This is a genomic window from Streptomyces canus (assembly GCF_041435015.1).
GTDB classification, from domain to species: Bacteria; Actinomycetota; Actinomycetes; order Streptomycetales; family Streptomycetaceae; genus Streptomyces; species Streptomyces canus_G.
The window spans coordinates 2,812,894-2,828,410 of the sequence record NZ_CP107989.1; the positions used below are offsets into that span (position 1 = coordinate 2,812,894).

Here is a 15,517-nt window from a genome sequence, read left to right on the forward strand (position 1 = left end):
CGACCACCGCCGAGGCCGATGCCTGGGCGGACGTCTTGGTCCGCCGGCAACTCCTACACGCCGTCGTCCTCACGCCGACCGGTCAGTGGCTCGTCCAGGACCGCCCCGACGGACCGGTCCGCGTCCTTGCCAGACCAGCCGATGTCCTCGCGCTGGCCGCAACCATCCAGCAGCGCACCCGCTCCACGAGGCCCGAATCCCGATGACGAACGCACGCAAGAACAGCACCACCCCGGAACCTGATCCCGACTCCAACTCGGTCTCGGGGCGAGCAAGTTGGGGCGGAAGCGTAGCTTCCGCCGAACCCACCCCCGAGGGGGCGGGAGAGGACCTGCACCGGGGGGCGCAGGTCCTTGAGGCTTCGACCGGGGGCGGATCGAAGCCGGGGCAGGGGGAGAAGCAGACTGAGCCGCGTGTACGCCGACAGCGCGCTCCTCGCGCCCGCCAGCGTCCGCGCCAGTCGCCCGAGAAGAAGCGCCTCCACCAGCCCAACACACGTTTCAATGATGATGAGTTCGCCCTGATCAAGTCCGCCGCCGCCCAGTGCAATCTGTCCGTCGCCGGGTTCCTCGCCCGCTCCTCGCTCGCCGCTGCCCGCGACCTCAACCGCACCAGCGCCGAGATCGCCGACGAACGCGACGTCATCACAGCCCTGTTCGACAGCCGACGCCGGCTCGGCTGGGCCGGCAGCAATCTCAACCAGGCAGTCAAGGCGCTCAACTCCGGTGCAGACGTTCCTCAGCTCGAAGCAGCCGTCGCCGCCGTACGGCGTGCCGCCGACACCGCCCACGAAGCCGCCACACGGCTGATCGAGCACCACGGCTCATGATCCCCAGCGTCAACCCGTCCGGGTCGGACACCAGAGGTCTCCTCTACTACCTCTACGAGACCGGCAAGTACGAGGACCACACCGACCCCCACCTCATAGCCTCCTTCGACGGCATGTCCCCCGACCCCGGCCGCGACCCGAACGCCACCCTCACAGACCTCCAGCAGCTCCTCGACCAGCCTGTGATGGCCCTCGCCAAGCACGCCCGCCCGGCCAAGCACGTATGGCACACCTCCGTACGCGCCGACCCCGGCGACCGCATCCTGTCCGACGAGGAGTGGGCCGGCATCGCCCGCCGCATCGTCGCCGCCACCGGCATCGACCCCGGCGACGGACAGCCCGGCTGCCGCTGGGCCGCCGTACGCCACGCCGACGATCACATCCACATCGTCGCCACCCTCGTCACCGAGGACGGCCACCGCCCCGACGACTTCCGCTCCGGCGCCCGCGCCCAGGCAGAAGCCCGGCTCATCGAGAAGGAACTCGGCCTCCACCAGGTCGCACCCGGCGACGGCACCGCAGCCCAACGGCCCACCAGCGCCGAACGCCACAAAGCCGAGCGGCAGGGTCGTGAGCGCACCGCCCGCGAGGAACTGCGCGAAGCCGTACGACGGGCGGTGGCCGGCGCGAGGAGCGACGAGGAGTTCTTCGACCGGCTCGCCGCCGCCGGCCTCCTGATCCGCAAGCGCGCCGCTCCCTCTGGCGACCTCCTCGGATACAAGGTCGCCCTGCCCGATGACCTGAACAAGGACGGCGAGCCCGTGTTCTACCCCGGCGCGCGCCTGGCGCCCGACCTGTCGCTGCCCCGCATCCGCGAGCGCTGGGCCGGTGACGCGCAGGACGTTCCGGCTGCCCGGCGGGAGGATGCGATCCGTACGGGGCCGGGCAGTCCGGCCGCCGCACGCCGCGGGATGGCCTCGGCCGTGTGGCAGGCCGTGCTCGTCGTCGAGCACGGCGAGGACGCGGTCGCCGCAGCCCACATCGCGGCGGCCGGCGAGGTCCTGGATGCCTTCGCGAGGACCTCCGCCGCCCACACCCGCCGCGAACTGCGCGACGCTGCAACGGCATTCGAACGGGCCTCGCGCTCTCACGTCCGCGCCGTGCGCGGGCACGATCGAGCCCTGCGGCAGGCCGCCCGCGACCTCGTCCAAGGCGGCCCGGCCATCGGCCGCGGCGAGGACGGAGCCACCACGGCCATGGCCATCGACATGCTGTTCTTCCTCATCACCGCCGCCGCGCGCTGGCACGCCAGGAAGGGCCACGCCCAGCAGGCCGAGGCCGCTACCCGGGCCGCCGCGCACCTGCGCACCGCCTACCAGGCCGCCGCCGCCCAGCCCCTGGGCGTGCTCTACCAGCGCGGCCGACGCCTGAGCCGACCGATGCTCCAGCGGCAGACCGTGCTGCTGCGCGAGGCGCTGCCGGAGCTGGCCGAGCAGATCCTCGCCGAGCCTGGCTGGTACGCCCTGGCGGCGACCATCGCGGACGCCGAAGCCGCCGGCCACGATCCGGCCGCCCTCCTGTCCGACGCGGTAGAGCGTCGTGAACTCGACACCGCGGACTCGGCCAGCGATGTCCTGGTGTGGCGGCTGCGGCGGATGGCCGACCCGCCCGCCGACGCCTCGGGAGTACCGGAGCACGGCGCGGTGAAGGGCCCGTCCGCCATGCGCCCTGTGGCGTCCCGTCCCACGTCGTCTAACCGGTACCGCGGCGAAGAGGCGGCAGGCAACACGCGATGAGCTCTCCAGGGGGCCGACGAGAGTGATGGGGCGCTGTACCACTATCGGTGGCGGACACACCCCTCGAACCAGCTGGGGGGCATCTGCATTCGGTCGTCGCTGACGTCCACCAACACGGTCGCCACCGTGGGCACCGGCGGGGCCGGCGGTTCCGCCTCGTGAGCTTGGAGGAGCTGGAGCACATGGGGCGGCAACCGGGGAGGGTCGCTACCCAAGGTGGCGAGAGCGTCATCGACATCATCTACGTCCGGAGTGTGGGCGTACGCAGCGTCCTCCTGGCTGCTGTCGCCGGGAGTTGATCCTGCCGAGTATGTCGGTGACAGGCCCCGGCCCACGCGCGTCAGCTCTTTGACGGCGGTAAATACGCCGGTAAGGATCTCGCTGCTGGAACGGGAGGACGGTGCGTCGGCATCACGGCGGTCGCACAACACCCTGTTCCAGGGCAGTGATTCCGCCCACAGAGCTGCGTGACGTACATTGCGCCCGCCGGCCTTCCGGCCGACTTCGCTCTGGACGCGATAAGCCGACAGCAGCGTGCATCCATGGTGTGATCCGTCAGCGGCGACGTGGCCGCACAGAAGTCCTGCCTGAGCCGCTTCCTCCTCGCCCCCGTGTTCCCAATCCCAGTGGTTGTGCGGCAAGTAGACGGGCACGCACCTGACCGTCAGCGCGTTTTGGACCAGCAGGTCGCACTGGTACACGTTCTGTTTCCCGACCCTGTGGTCGAAGAGGTACCGGCGCTGCTTCGACGCCTTCTTGGCCTGGATGCGCAGACCAACTCCGTGAGTGCGGTTGTGGATCCACATCTCCCAGTCGGCACCGTTCTGGTGCTCCTGGTCCTTGGTGAACTGGAACACCTTGACCCGATCGCCGACGAACTGGCGCAGGTGCCGGATGTTCATGTCGGTGAAGCTCTCCTCACCGGGCGCAGGGGGATAGCGGTGATGGCCGTTGTGCAGCCAGTGGAACGTGTCGCCGGCTATCCACAGCAGTACCTCGCACAGCGAGGGCTGCTGACCTGCCTGGGGGTTGCTGCTCGGCAGGGAAAATGCATGTCCGATCACGGGCATCAGCTAACCAGAGGTCATCGACTCAAGGCGGACGGAGCGGCCGAGGAGCCGGACGTGAAGGCTCGGTACGGGGTTCGCGGGACAGCTGGCAGCCGCGTGGGGGTGACTGTGGACTTTGTGAATTGAAACCTCCGGGGGCGCAGGGCACGATCATGAAGCGAGCAGGACGAGGCAAGGGAGGACGTCGGAGTGTTTCGCCGGATACGCCGCAGGGCCAAGGAGCCGAGCGAAGCTCAGAAACAGTTCGCCGAGCTGTACGTGCAGCTGCAGGGCCAAGTCCCGCCCGGCTTCGGAGTGCCAGCGCCTGAGCCGGAGTCCGCCGAGCCAGCCGCCATCGTGGACGACTTCCTCCCGCCGGAACTGCGGGTGCCGAGCCACGACCAGGTCGAAGGCAAGATGATGCCGTGGAAGCAGCCCCTCGTCCTCGACGGTGAGATGGCCGCCTGCACCGAGTGCGGCGCATACCGGGATTGGCTCATCCTCTCCACCCGCGGTGAGATCTGGCTGCGCTGCAGGGCCGGACACCAGCAGCAGGAGACCCGCATCGACACCGCCTGGTACAACCGGCACTCCGGGCCGGCGGACGCGACGCACGCCACGTTCGAGGACTGCCTGCGCCACCTCGGGCACTGACCACCAATCCTACGACCCCACCGGGCCCGCGGGCCCGCACTGACCACCCGTCGCCTAGCACCAAGGGGTCAGTTCCGTCATGCGCGTTCGCGTCGCCACCACCGCACTCGGCATCACCGCCGCCCTCCTCGCTCTGCCCGCCTGCGCCACCGACACCACCGGGGCCAAGCATCAGACCCCCTCCTCCCGTACGGGAAAGCCGGCCGACGCCGTCCAGAAGCCGGCCGCGCTCTCCTCGGCCGCACTCGAGTCCCGCCTGCTCGACCCGCGCGACCTCGGCAGCGGCTACCTTCCCAAGCCGGAGCGTCCGGCCCAGCACGACGACGTCACCGTCATCGGCTGCCCGGCCCTGAGCGAGCTGGGCGGCGACGCGGCGACTGGCGGCACGCTCGCCTTCCCGCACAAGGCGAAGGCGGACTTCACCTACGGCGGCAGCTCCTCGGAGATCTCCGAGGAGCTGTACAGCGACAGCGCGAAGAAGCTCTCCGACGGCATCGACCGGATCTTCGACGCCATGACCGGCTGCCCGACCTATCAGGTCGTCTCGGGCGGCACCCCGGTCGACGTGACCTCCCAGAAGCTGCCCGCACCCCACGCCGGCGGTGACGAGCAGTGGAGCCAGCTCCTGACGTTCATCGCCGGGGGACGGAGCACCGTGGTCAAGCAGACCGCGATCCGCGACGGCAACCTGCTGCTGGTCGTCTCCGGCTCCCCAGCCCTGGTCGACCGCCACCTCGACAAGGCTCTCGCCAAGGCCACGGCAACGAGCTGACCTGTGTGCACGTCACGCTGCTGCCTCCGACCACCGCAGGTCGGGGGCAGCAGTGCGTTACTGGCTGACGCGTTGAGCGGAGCGAGCGGCTTGCCCTGATACCCAGGCTCGGACCTGGCCGGGCTGGACGTAGAGCACGTTCGGGTTATGACTGTGCGGCCCATAGCCACTGGAGGCGTTCACGAGCAGGTACGCGCCTGCGGGAACGTGCCAGTTCCAGAACCAGGCGTCCTGCTGCCGCCCGGTGTCGCACCAGGTCACGACAGCTTTGGAGCCACGGCGGCCGTGCTGGTAGACCCGCGTCACCTGGAGGAGTTGCCCCTGCCCGGAGCTTCAGTGCTGCTTGAAATGCCTGCCACTGCGCCGCGAGGGCAGCCGTGCGCTTGCGGCGTGAACGGACCGTCAACGCGATCGTCACGGCGACGATGAGAGCGATGACCATTAAGGCGGCGCCGGGGCTGGGGTGCATTGCCGCATCCTGCTTCGTTCCATCAACAGGCGGCAATTCTTCCTGGCATCGAAGACCGAACGGCCACTTCACCCGAGAAACAAGAAAGTCCGACACCCCCAACTGGGAGGGTGCCGGACTGCGATCGTCGAGAGTTGTACGCGGGACATTAGATGGCCGGCGCGCGCAGGAGGCGCTCCTGGGTGGCCTCGGGCAGTACCCGCCGCAGGACCGGTGCGGTCGAGCTGAGGGAGGCGGCGAAGGCGGCGACGAGATCGTGCGGGACGCTGGCGGCGAACGATGCCGCCCACAGACACGGTGCACCGAGCGCGGGCTCGGCCCACGCCTGCCATCCGGCCGGTCCCGTCTCGTCGTCCTCGGCGGACAGGGCCCGCGGGTCAGCGTCCTGGATGAGGGGCGGGACGTCGCCGAGGCTGATGTGCGAGGTGAACGTCGGGTCCGTCGCCGCCGCCTGGGGTTGGTCGATGTCGCGGAACCATCCGTGGGTGGCGACTGCGTCAAGGACCAGATCGGATCCGGCGAACGGCACGGCAGGCTGATCGCTTGCGTCGAGCGCGACGAGGAAGTCGACCACTGCCTCGCCGGGGACGTCACGGGTGAAGTAGGCCGACCACTGGGCGAGCGGGCTGCTTGCCTCGGCTCGGGCGGAGATCTGCCAGGCGATCGGCAGCTCACCCAGGTGGAACGGCTCGTCCGCCAGGCCCCACTGGGCCCAGCGCAAGGCGTCGGGGCTGATGTGCAGGACGGTGCTGCGCAGGACCTGGCGGTCCTCCGGCGCCTCGTCCGGCTCGTGCCGTCCGCGGACGATCGTCAGGCTCGTCCAACCCAGGCCGGCGAGCGCGTCGGCGACGACGTCGTAGAGGCGTCCATCGTCACCGGCCAGGTGCCGGGGGCCGACCCAGAACGCGGGTTGGCCGCCGCGCGGGGTGGACGAGTCGGGCGGGAAGTCGGGGTACAGGGGCGCCTCCAAGGGCTCGGTGCGGGTCTAGTTGCCGCCGGCGCGACGGCGGGGGCGGCGCGGGGGCGCCTGGACGGGGCCCTGCCACGTCAGCTCGACGGCGACCTCCGGCGGAAGGTGGCCGAGCTGAGCGTCCTCGTCACGCCCTTCGGCGAGGTAGACGACGGTCCGGCCGGTCTCGTCGACCGACTGCAGGACCTGCGCCAAGCGGTGTGCCATCGGGAAGAACGGGTTCATGGCCTGGCGGACCGGAGCACTCCGGTCACAGCCGGACAACAGGTCAATGAGATCGCCGACGGTCATCTCCGGGGACGTCACGAACAGCCTCCTGGGGTGCGGGGAAAACAGGGCAGTGGAACGGGACGGGCCAGCCTTCGGTACGGCCAGCGCTCACAGTGCGGGCATTACGTGTCGGTGTCCGCGCTGTCAGAGGCAGCGTGAGGTCTCCAGCACACGCGCTACGGTCGCGGCGACGATGTCGGCCGGCGTCTCGGTGTCGAACGACAGGTGGTAGCCGCGGACCTTGGCGGTGCCGGTGACGGCAATCTTCCATCCCTCGCCATCCGTACCGGGGCGGCCGAGCGGGAACCATCCGAGGTAGAACCGGCCGTCCTTGGAGCTGACGTGCACGTCCGCGCGATCATCGACGATCAGGTGGAAGTCCTCGGCGGAGAACTGGTCCATGACCAGGGTCGGCTGACCGGGGCCGAGCTGCCACTCCCGCGGTCGCAGGGCTTCGACGGTAGTGGAGAAACCGGGGCCCGCAGGGGCTACGGTCACGGGCAATCACCTCTCTGACCTGGGGTTTCTTGCAAGGTCGTCTACGTTGACATGCCCTCGCGCCCGTTGGCCAGTCTTTCCGCGATCTTTCCTGTCTGCCCCCGGCGAACTGTGTCTCGTCTCACCGAAGGTTGAGCGTTCTCACCGAACTTTGACCGCCTTGCGGGCCTACTGAGCCAGAGGTACCGCGCAGCTCGGAGTTACTCACCACCGACGGCTCGCAGGTCAGGACCGCATAGCCCTGGCTTGGCAGCTGACAGCGCTCCGCCGTGACCGCGCTTGTACCTCAAATCAGCCTGTGGGCGACCCGGTTGATTACCTGTTCACCTGATCTACTGAACTCCGCCGTCCTAGTTCGGCATTGCGCGGGAGCGGGTGGCAGATTCCGTGGTGCACGTCGGTGGCTCATCACCGGCGTCCGCCTCATGCCGCCGTCGGCGGAGCAGGAGCAAGCTGCGAGATGTCCAGGCGCCACCGAGGCGCTGTTGGGGCTGATCGTTCTTCGGACGTTGGCAGATGGGCCGTACGGGGCGAGGACCGCCGCACACCCTTCTGCAAGGGGTGTCTGCCTGTTCCTCGTTGGCACGAGGCTTCGGCGCTCGGGCGCGTGACACGCTCCCGAGAGACGGGAGCTTCTGTGTTCGCCCGGCACGCCCGGGTGGAAGGACAAACACCATGGTCGCGAAACGACCTGACGGCATTTTCCCGCGCATCGGCACCGACACCTACGGTGGCCGCCTCGCGGATGCCATCGAGAACACCTGCGCGGAACACGGGGTCGTGCCCCCTCCTCGGCAGGCGATCACCGAAGGGCTGGCCACCGCTCTCCCGGACACCGAGATCAAGGGCCTGATCGCCAGCCGGAACAACAAGAAGGTGCTCAAGCCCTCGGCCTACCGTCTCGTGCAGGCCGGGGACGAGCAGGTACTCCTGCTGATGTGTGACGTCCATGGCGCTGCGGTAGTCCCGTGGGACCTCAACGACCGCACCGTCAACTGCTGGTCGCCGCCCGTCGCTGAGGCCAGCCAGCGCGTCAAGGACCTCATCGCCGCCGAGCTGGCGCTGCACGAGGCCAGGAAGGCCGAGAAGACTGCGGAGAAGGAGCGGGAGAGCTGCCGCCGCGCGGCCGGCGACGACACGTACGCCGCGCAGGCCCTGGCGGCGGCCTCGCAGAAGCACGAGAACGCCGAGCGCCGCGTGATGGAACTCGAAGGTGAACGCCAGGCCCTCCTCACCGCCCTCGGCGGCCGGCGGCCGCGTCCTGTGGTCCGGGCCGCGGAGGAGGACGGGGAACCGAAGGCGGCGCTCGCTCTCGCCGAGCAGCCGTACGAGGTGGCCGTCCACATGCAGCGGTACGCCGCGGAGAATCTGGAGCGTGCCGGCAAGACCCGCGGCTACGACCTGGCCGAGTCCCTCGTGGACGCGGGCCAGCTCTCCAAGGGCATGAACGTCCTGCAGCAGTGGCAGATCACCCGCCCCGACGGCACGGTGTCGAAGCTGTGGCGGCTGGCCTCCGTGACCGGGAACAACCGTGCGCTGGCTCGTCTCAACATCTTCCGTGTGCGTCCGGAACACCTGGTCACGGGGATGCCCCAGTCCCTCCTGCCCATGCCGAAGGGCAAGAAGGCCGATCCCGAGCTGCTGCTGCTGAGCCAGCGGGAGATCCTGAACCGCCTCTCCGACCGGCTCAACGAGGCCGCTGCCAAGCCGGAGCCGGAGGCGACCGACCCGTCGGTCCGGGCCCAGAAGGTCGCCACGGTCTCCGCGGAGATCGTGATCGGCTGCACCAAGCCGGCGGCGCTGGAACACGTCCTGCGGACGCTGAACGTCAACGACCACCTGCGCGGCATCCAGCCCTACGACGAGGACGCACGCCTGATCGCCCTGTTCGCAACGCTCGTCGACGCCTACGCCAGGGAATCGCTCCTCGCGGACGCGCTCGCCGAGGCGTTCCCCGACGCGCGCGGCGCGGACCTCCTCGACCTGGTCGGGGTACGCGACGCGCTGACCGCCAACGGACCGCTCAACCCGCTCGAGCCGCTCGTGCCCGCGGGCGACGACGTCTCCCCCACCGTGCTCCGCGACATCGCGGTGCGCGCCATCACCGCGCTCGTGTTCCCCGAGATCCCGCCCGAGACCCCGAAGCGGCCGACCGCACGCACCGTCCGCGACACGGGGCGCTTCTGGCCGATCGTCAGGGGCACGCTGCAGGAGCCGGCGTGGAGCCAGACCAAGGCGAAGACAGCAGAGGCACGCACCCGCCTGTGGTCCGCCGCCATCGCCCAACTGTTCCTGCACCGGGGCAACATCCTCTCCGCCCTCGGCCTCTTCGGCGTCCCGGAGACCGCCAAGGGCGCCGGGCAGGACCCGCGGTCACTCAAGGTGCTCCTCCTCAGGGCAGGGGCCGGTGACGCGACCGCCTGGGCCGCCCTCGTCCAGCGCATGGCACCGGCGCTGATCCACGCTCCGCAGCCGTTCATCACCGCCGGCCAGGGCAGCGAGGCAGGCGAAGGACGCAAGGGTGTGCGGCGCACCCCCAAGAGCGCCCTCGCCGCCCTCACCCTGGCGTACACGGCAACCGGCGCCCCAAACATCAGCCGGGCACTCCTCCTCGCGTTCGCGAAGGCCGTGCTGGAGCACCCGGACGCGACGCAGCCGCCCGAGTCGGAAGACGGTGAGCCCCTGGTCTGCTATGGGGAGCGGCACTGGCTGGAGGGCCGGACGCCGATCACCGCGGGGATGGTGATCGCTCCTGACACCGAGGGCCGGCCCACCCACTACGTCGCGGACAAGGCTTGGTTCGACGAGACGTTCCCCGTGGAGCTCGGCCGCCCGGCCCCGGGCAGCCCCGGAAGCACCACCACGTCCCCCACGGCCGGGACCAGCACGGATCCCACTGCCACCGTGAACGGCGCTCCGCCAGCCGACCCGCACGACCAGCTGGCCACGCTTCGCCGGGAGCTGCCCGCCCGTGTGGAACTCGTCGAGAGCGGCTACCAGCAGGCCGTGGACTCCGCCCACACCCTGATGACGGATTTCGAAGAGGCGCACCGCCTGCGAGTCCAGCTCGGAGAGGACGCGCTCCCGGCCGAGCAGCGGATCGAGTGGATGGAGAAGCTGACAAAGGTCCGGGCCGCGGCCCAGGCCAGTGTGACGACGCTCGAACAGGTAGAAGCGCTGATCCTTCAGGTCTGACCGGCGCGGTAGAACCCGAGACCGGCATGTGCCGGGAGGGCTCCTCAAGGCAGTTGAGGAACCCGCCTCCTGTTCTCACCAGCCGCGTGATCGGCGGTCATGCGGCTGGTTCAGCCACGTGCCGAGAACGGGCAGATCCGACCGAGGCAGTCAAAGTTCGGCGAGCACGCTCAACCTTTGGTAAGACGGGACAGACTACCCGAAAGGAAGCGAAACGGTCCCCGCACGTCCGCTCTGCAGATGCCTTCGAGGAGCTCAAGAAGAAGCACGCGGACCTCCAGGAGGACTGCCAGTTCTTGGAAGCTCGGGTGCAGATCTACGCGACCGCCCTCAACCTGGTCTGCCTGGAGAATGTCGCATGCCTCTGACAGCTCGGACCAGTCGGCCTCCGTACCGCCCGCGTCCGACGATGCGGCCGCGCGAGCAGGGCGCTCTCCTCGGCGTTGAGCAGGCCGGTGCCGAGGGGTGGCCGAAGCCGGAGGTGACCGACTCGACCGGCTTGCCGTCGCCGGGAGCGCGAGGGCCGGGTAGAGACTGCGTTTGTCCTTCACCCAGCACTGGGCGCGGAAGGCAACACCGTTGTTGCAACCCTCCCGCCATTGCCAACCGTTTGAACTGCGCTTTTACACCGTCAGGGCAAGCAGCTCCCGGCCAAGGGATGGCGGGATAAAGAAGGCGTTGCGGCCTCGGTCGAGGTGCACCCGGTAGAAAGTCATGGACCCGACAGGGACGTCCTCGACCGCGCGGGGCGGGGTGTCGGGGGCCGCGTACCCGCTGGGGCCGACCAGTTCGTGCCCCGCGGCGCGGGTGCGTCGGCGGTGCAGGACGGCAACGTCCCAGCGCTCCAGCGTGTCGGCCGGCGGCGTGTCCCAGAGTTCGTCGTCGTAGGAGATGCGCAGGTGCAGCTCGGAGGGATCGCCGGGAGCGAAGAGGGGTCGATCACTGGGGCAGCGTAACGAGGTCCGCGCGCGTTCGTGGACGACAGAGCCCCCGGATTCCAGGCGGTGGAATCCGGGGGCTCTGCGTCGTGGAGGGGGGAGTGCGGGTCAGCTCTCGGTGGAGTCGTCGGTGGGGCTGTCCGTGCGGCTGCGGCGTGCCAGGAGGAGAGCGCCTCCGCCTGCTGCGATCAGCACGGCCGCGCCACCGATCAGCCACGGTGTGGCGTCGGCTCCGGTGTGGGCGAGGGAGCCCGTCGGCGTTTTCTGCGTGGTGTCCTTGACCGAGGTCGTGGCGACGGGTGAGGAGTCGGGCTCCGGTGTGTCGCTGCCCGAGGCGGAGGGCGTGGCACCTGCGGTACCGCTGTTCGGCTTGCCCGGACTGGACGGGGAGTCGGTGGGCCTGTGCGTCGGCTTACTGGAGGGGGCAGGCTTCGGATCGGTGGCCGTCTTGGCGATGGTGACGGTCACCGTCACCGGGGCGCCGGGACCTGCGGTAAACGTCTTCGTCGGCTTGTAGAGGTCGTAGCCGGCAGGAGCCTTCATCTCCTTGACCCAGAACTGCGTCCGGCGGCTCGACACGGGCAGTTCTCCGGAGGCGGCGCCCTTGGTGCCTGTAGTCAGGGTGAGCAGCGTGGAGGTGCCGGTGCCGATGTTCACGGTCGCGCCGGGCAGGAGCTTTCCGGTCTTGTCGTCCTTGGCCTGCAGGAGGACCTTGGCGGACTTGAACGGGTCGGTGATCGTCAGCCGTGTGGTCGCACCCGGGGTGACGATGACGTCCTGATCACTGACAACCTCGTGGAGCGGGCTGCCGGAAGCCGTCTGCTTGAGCCGGTAGACGCCCGGAGCAAGGTCGGAAAAGGTCAGCCTCCCCTGGGCGTCGCTCTGTCCGCGTGCGGCTTCCTGGCCGGCGGAGTCGAGCAGCAGGAACGCGGCGCCGGGCAGGACGTCTCCGGCCGTGTCCTTCGTAGTGATCTCGACGCTGCCCGCGTCCGAAGCCGGTGTCGCGGCGGGAGCGGCGGAGGCCGAGGGGGTCGGTTCGGAGGGCTCGGCACTCGCGGCCGGCGCCCAGATCAGGGTGCCGGCCGCGACAGCGAGGGCAGCAGCGGATCGGACGAGACATGCGTGCACGGGGAAGAGGACTCCTTGATCGGTCGGGGGAGGTCAGCGGGTGCGGCCGACGACTGGGGTAGCTGGCTGGGTGGGAGTGCTGCGCGGGGTGCGGCCAGCCGCGAGCCTGGGCCTGGACGCGGCCCAGGCGCCGGGGAACCAGACGGCGGTGTACTGCTCGATGGCGTCGCGCAGCCCGGTGGTGACGGCCCCGTCCCACGGCGGGCGGCCGGGGCGGTGATAGGTGTCGAAGGTGCCGTACTGCTTGGTGTTCGGCCGGGTATTGGTGGCTTCATCGCGGCGGTGGAAGGTCCCGTGGTCCACGAAGCTGAGCGCCACCGCGTCGATCTCGCCGCGTTCCGGATGAACGACGGTGACACGCAGCCCTCCGTAGGTGTCCGCGTGGATGGTGCGGGTGAAGTCGATCCGCATCCGCAGCGGTGCATCGGGGATCGGGACAGCGAAGTAGGTGTTGCCAACAACGGTGTGGTCGTGGAAGGGAAGGCACAGCTCGGCGAAGAACTCGGCGGCTTGCAGAGACAAAAGAGGCTCCGGTCGAGGTCTGGCTGGTCCTACAGGCGCGGGCCGGGCAGGGCCGGTCGGCTGGTGGTGCTCCAGCGCGGGACGCTGGCCGCGGGCAGCGCAGCCGGACGGCGGGAGGAGACGGCCCGCTGCACGTCGAGCGGAGTGGGAGCCGACGGGACCGGCGGGAGGATCGGGGTGAGCTGGGCCATCCCCTTGATGTAGCTGGAGGTCACCTCACGCCACCGGGGCAGGGGAGCCGGATCGGCGACGCACTCGGTGACGGCGGTGAGCAGGGCGACCGGGGTGTCGGTGCTGGCCGTGGCGTACCAGACGGGCCGGTCGATGGACCTGCCCGCCCACAGCTGCCAGCGCGCGTCGCGCGTGGTCAGTTCGGCTTCCGGATCGAGGTCGCCGGTGGTGAACTCCATGCCGGCGAGCCCGTCCGGGGCCTGGACCGCGAAGACGCCCCAGCGCGGACGGTCGATCTCCCAGCCCTGCTTCAGAAGCGGCACGAGCGCGAGGAAGGGATCGTGCTCGTCGATGCCGGAGATCGGCCGGGCAAGGTAAGCATCCGGCCCCTGCTCGTACGCCGTGGCCAGGATGGTGGTGAACGCCTGGACAAACTCGGTGGGAACGCGGTCGTTAAAGCAGACGCCCCAGGCCGGCGGTCCGAAGGAGTCCTTGTAGGCGTTGATGCGCCAGAGCCCGTCGTCCTCGCCTTCGGGCAGGTAGCCCAGGCGCACGCGCCGGTCGGGAGCGCTCACATACACGTTGGAGTCCTCGTCGTACCGCAGGTCCCAGCCAAGTTCGAGCAGCGGGGCGAGGGCGGGGTCGCCGGTTCCGGTGGTGGAGGCGAGGTGGCGCGGGGAGACGTAGACGTCGCCGTCGATCTCGTGGTGCGAATCGGGCTGTGGGTTCATCGGTCCGCCCTCGTGGTGACGGTGATCTCGTCGGCGGCGGTGTCGAGGCGTTCGGTGACCTCGGCGGTGGTGCGGCCGGTCACGATGTAGAACCCGGCCCGGGCGGTGAACAGGTCGCCGTCGGGCGGCAGGACGAGCTGGTCGCCGATCTCGCGGATCCACTGCACCTGGCGCAGCCAGGGGGTGTGGGCGGCGAAGGGCTGGTTGATGTGCCGGGCGGTCAGGGTGCCGGAGGCGTCCGGGTAGAGCATGCGGATGCCGGCAGCCCCGCTGCGGGTCGGGGTGAGGTCCGGCGCTCGGCCGCAGGCGAGATCGGCGGCGGCCCGGGGCAGGTCGATGCCGGTGGCGAGACGGACGAGGTGACCGATCATGTCGCCGCCGATGCGCGCGTTGACCTCGATCAGCCGGGGCCGGCCGTCCACCAGGCGCAGCTCGACGTGCTGCACGCCGTCTGTGATCCCCAGGGCCTTGACCGCAGCAGCGGCGGCCGGGGCGACCTGGGCCAGGAGCGGGTCGGAGGCATCGACGGTGTGCCCGGTCTCGGCGAAGTACGGTGCGGGGCCCAGGTGCTTGCGGGTCACGGCGACCGCCGTGGTCACGCCGCGGTGGGTGACGCATTCGACCGAGAATTCCGGCCCGTCGAGGTACTCCTCGACCAGGACGCCGGTGTCCTCGCGGCTGCGGTTCGCCCCGGCCGAGGCGAATGCGAACGCGGCGGGCAGTTCTTCGGGCTGGTCGACGCGGATCACGCCGATGCTGCCCGCGAAAGCCGCCGGCTTGATGACCGCCGGCAGGCCGAGGGTCATCGTCGCCAGGCCGGCCTCCAGCAGGGTCCCCGCCTTCATCGAGGCGGCCGAGGGCACGCCGTGGCGGGCGAACAGGGTGCGTGCGGTGGCCTTGTTGCGACAGGCCCGCATCACCTCGATGGACGTCGAGGACAGACCGAGCGCGCGAGCGAGACGGACGGTGGGGACGAGGTGCCACTCGTCCCAGGTGACCACGCCTGCAACATCGTGGCGCTCGGCCAGCGCCCGACCGCCACCGAGCAGCGCTGCGGGGTCGCTCAGATCGACGACGGCGTGGTCGACGACGAACGGCTTCTCCCACGACGGCTCGGTGCCGGTGAGCAGGACGACGTCGTACGCGGCAGCCACCTGCTCCAGGCAGTAGCCGCGATAGGTCTCGTCGCCGGGAGAAACGACGAGCACGAGAGGACGAGCGGACAAGAAGGGGTTCTCCGTATCGGTGGACGGCAGGGCGAGAGAAGAAAGGATCGTCTTAGGCGGCACGGCGGCGGCGCAGCTCGAACGCCGCAGCCCAGTGAGGGTGTTCGCTGATCAGGCGGCGGGCGTAGAGAGCGGTGTAGTTGTTGTTCAACCCGGCGCCCCCCTGAGGGAGCTGGCGGCGCAGGTCCTCGAACAGGTCCTTCAAGCTGACCCGAGTGGCGCTGGCGGCCAGACGGCGGGCGGCCATGCCCTCCAGGGCCCGGTAGACGTGCGGGTTGCGGGCGTCGAAGGCGTGGAACTGCTCGGTGATGGTGCGACCGGTCGCGCGGTGCGATCCGAGGGCGGCGATGGGCATGAAG

The 15,517-nt window shown here is 69.9% G+C and carries 14 protein-coding genes; 5 read left to right on the top strand and 9 right to left on the bottom strand.

The annotated features are described in order from the left end of the window. Nucleotides 1–202: 202 nt before the first annotated feature. Both OG841_RS12480 and OG841_RS12485 read left to right on the top strand, forming a co-directional pair. Nucleotides 203–829: a hypothetical protein gene (locus OG841_RS12480; protein ID WP_371565137.1), complete on the top strand. Its 627-nt coding sequence runs from the start codon at nt 203–205 to the stop codon at nt 827–829. Further along, nucleotides 826–2,565 (top strand): relaxase/mobilization nuclease domain-containing protein, encoded by a 1,740-nt coding sequence (locus OG841_RS12485; protein WP_371565139.1) that lies wholly within the window; start codon nt 826–828, stop codon nt 2,563–2,565. Before OG841_RS12480 ends, OG841_RS12485 begins: the two co-directional genes overlap by 4 nt. A gap of 41 nt (nt 2,566–2,606) precedes the next feature. Here the strand turns inward: OG841_RS12485 and OG841_RS12490 are convergent, their stop codons facing one another. Continuing rightward, a complete protein-coding gene (locus OG841_RS12490) occupies nt 2,607–3,635 on the bottom strand; it encodes a DUF6615 family protein (protein ID WP_371565142.1) in 1,029 nt (342 codons plus the stop codon). A gap of 189 nt (nt 3,636–3,824) precedes the next feature. Between OG841_RS12490 and OG841_RS12495 the strand changes: the two genes are divergently transcribed. After that, the gene (locus tag OG841_RS12495) at nt 3,825–4,268 is read left to right on the top strand and encodes a hypothetical protein (RefSeq protein WP_371565145.1); all 444 of its coding nucleotides are present in this window, start codon (nt 3,825–3,827) and stop codon (nt 4,266–4,268) included. 79 nt (nt 4,269–4,347) lie between these two features. Next, complete coding sequence (locus OG841_RS12500) at nt 4,348–5,040, top strand: hypothetical protein (RefSeq protein ID WP_371565148.1); 693 nt, start codon at nt 4,348–4,350, stop codon at nt 5,038–5,040. A gap of 617 nt (nt 5,041–5,657) precedes the next feature. Here OG841_RS12500 and OG841_RS12505 read toward each other — a convergent pair. From OG841_RS12505 to OG841_RS12515, 3 genes are all read right to left on the bottom strand, one after another. Then, nucleotides 5,658–6,479 carry a DUF317 domain-containing protein gene (locus OG841_RS12505; protein ID WP_371565150.1) on the bottom strand — a complete coding sequence of 274 codons (822 nt, stop codon included), beginning with the start codon at nt 6,477–6,479 and terminating at the stop codon, nt 5,658–5,660. Nucleotides 6,480–6,494: 15 nt separating this feature from the next. After that, the gene (locus tag OG841_RS12510) at nt 6,495–6,785 is read right to left on the bottom strand and encodes a hypothetical protein (RefSeq protein ID WP_371565154.1); all 291 of its coding nucleotides are present in this window, start codon (nt 6,783–6,785) and stop codon (nt 6,495–6,497) included. 108 nt (nt 6,786–6,893) lie between these two features. Then, the gene (locus tag OG841_RS12515; protein WP_371565157.1) at nt 6,894–7,247 is read right to left on the bottom strand and encodes a DUF317 domain-containing protein; all 354 of its coding nucleotides are present in this window, start codon (nt 7,245–7,247) and stop codon (nt 6,894–6,896) included. Nucleotides 7,248–7,922: 675 nt separating this feature from the next. On the opposite strand from OG841_RS12515, the gene OG841_RS12520 reads away from it, so the two are divergent. Beyond that, nucleotides 7,923–10,442 carry a hypothetical protein gene (locus tag OG841_RS12520; protein ID WP_371565160.1) on the top strand — a complete coding sequence of 840 codons (2,520 nt, stop codon included), beginning with the start codon at nt 7,923–7,925 and terminating at the stop codon, nt 10,440–10,442. Nucleotides 10,443–11,488: 1,046 nt separating this feature from the next. Here the strand turns inward: OG841_RS12520 and OG841_RS12525 are convergent. Genes OG841_RS12525 through OG841_RS12545 form a run of 5 tightly spaced genes read right to left on the bottom strand, consistent with a single transcriptional unit; the run spans nt 11,489 to nt 15,513 of the window. Continuing rightward, nucleotides 11,489–12,508: a SpaA isopeptide-forming pilin-related protein gene (locus OG841_RS12525; protein ID WP_371565164.1), complete on the bottom strand. Its 1,020-nt coding sequence runs from the start codon at nt 12,506–12,508 to the stop codon at nt 11,489–11,491. A 33-nt stretch (nt 12,509–12,541) separates the two neighbouring features. Next, nucleotides 12,542–13,030 carry a hypothetical protein gene (locus tag OG841_RS12530; protein ID WP_371565169.1) on the bottom strand — a complete coding sequence of 163 codons (489 nt, stop codon included), beginning with the start codon at nt 13,028–13,030 and terminating at the stop codon, nt 12,542–12,544. Between the two features lie 29 nt (nt 13,031–13,059). Next, a complete protein-coding gene (locus OG841_RS12535) occupies nt 13,060–13,932 on the bottom strand; it encodes a DUF317 domain-containing protein (RefSeq protein ID WP_371565174.1) in 873 nt (290 codons plus the stop codon). Next, nucleotides 13,929–15,158, bottom strand: a complete 1,230-nt coding sequence (locus OG841_RS12540) for an ATP-grasp domain-containing protein (protein ID WP_371565177.1) — start codon at nt 15,156–15,158, stop codon at nt 13,929–13,931. The genes OG841_RS12535 and OG841_RS12540 overlap by 4 nt, the downstream gene beginning before the upstream one ends. 52 nt (nt 15,159–15,210) lie before the next feature. Then, on the bottom strand, nt 15,211–15,513 hold the full coding sequence (locus OG841_RS12545) for a hypothetical protein (RefSeq protein ID WP_371565180.1): 303 nt from the start codon (nt 15,511–15,513) through the stop codon (nt 15,211–15,213). Nucleotides 15,514–15,517 lie beyond the last annotated feature (4 nt).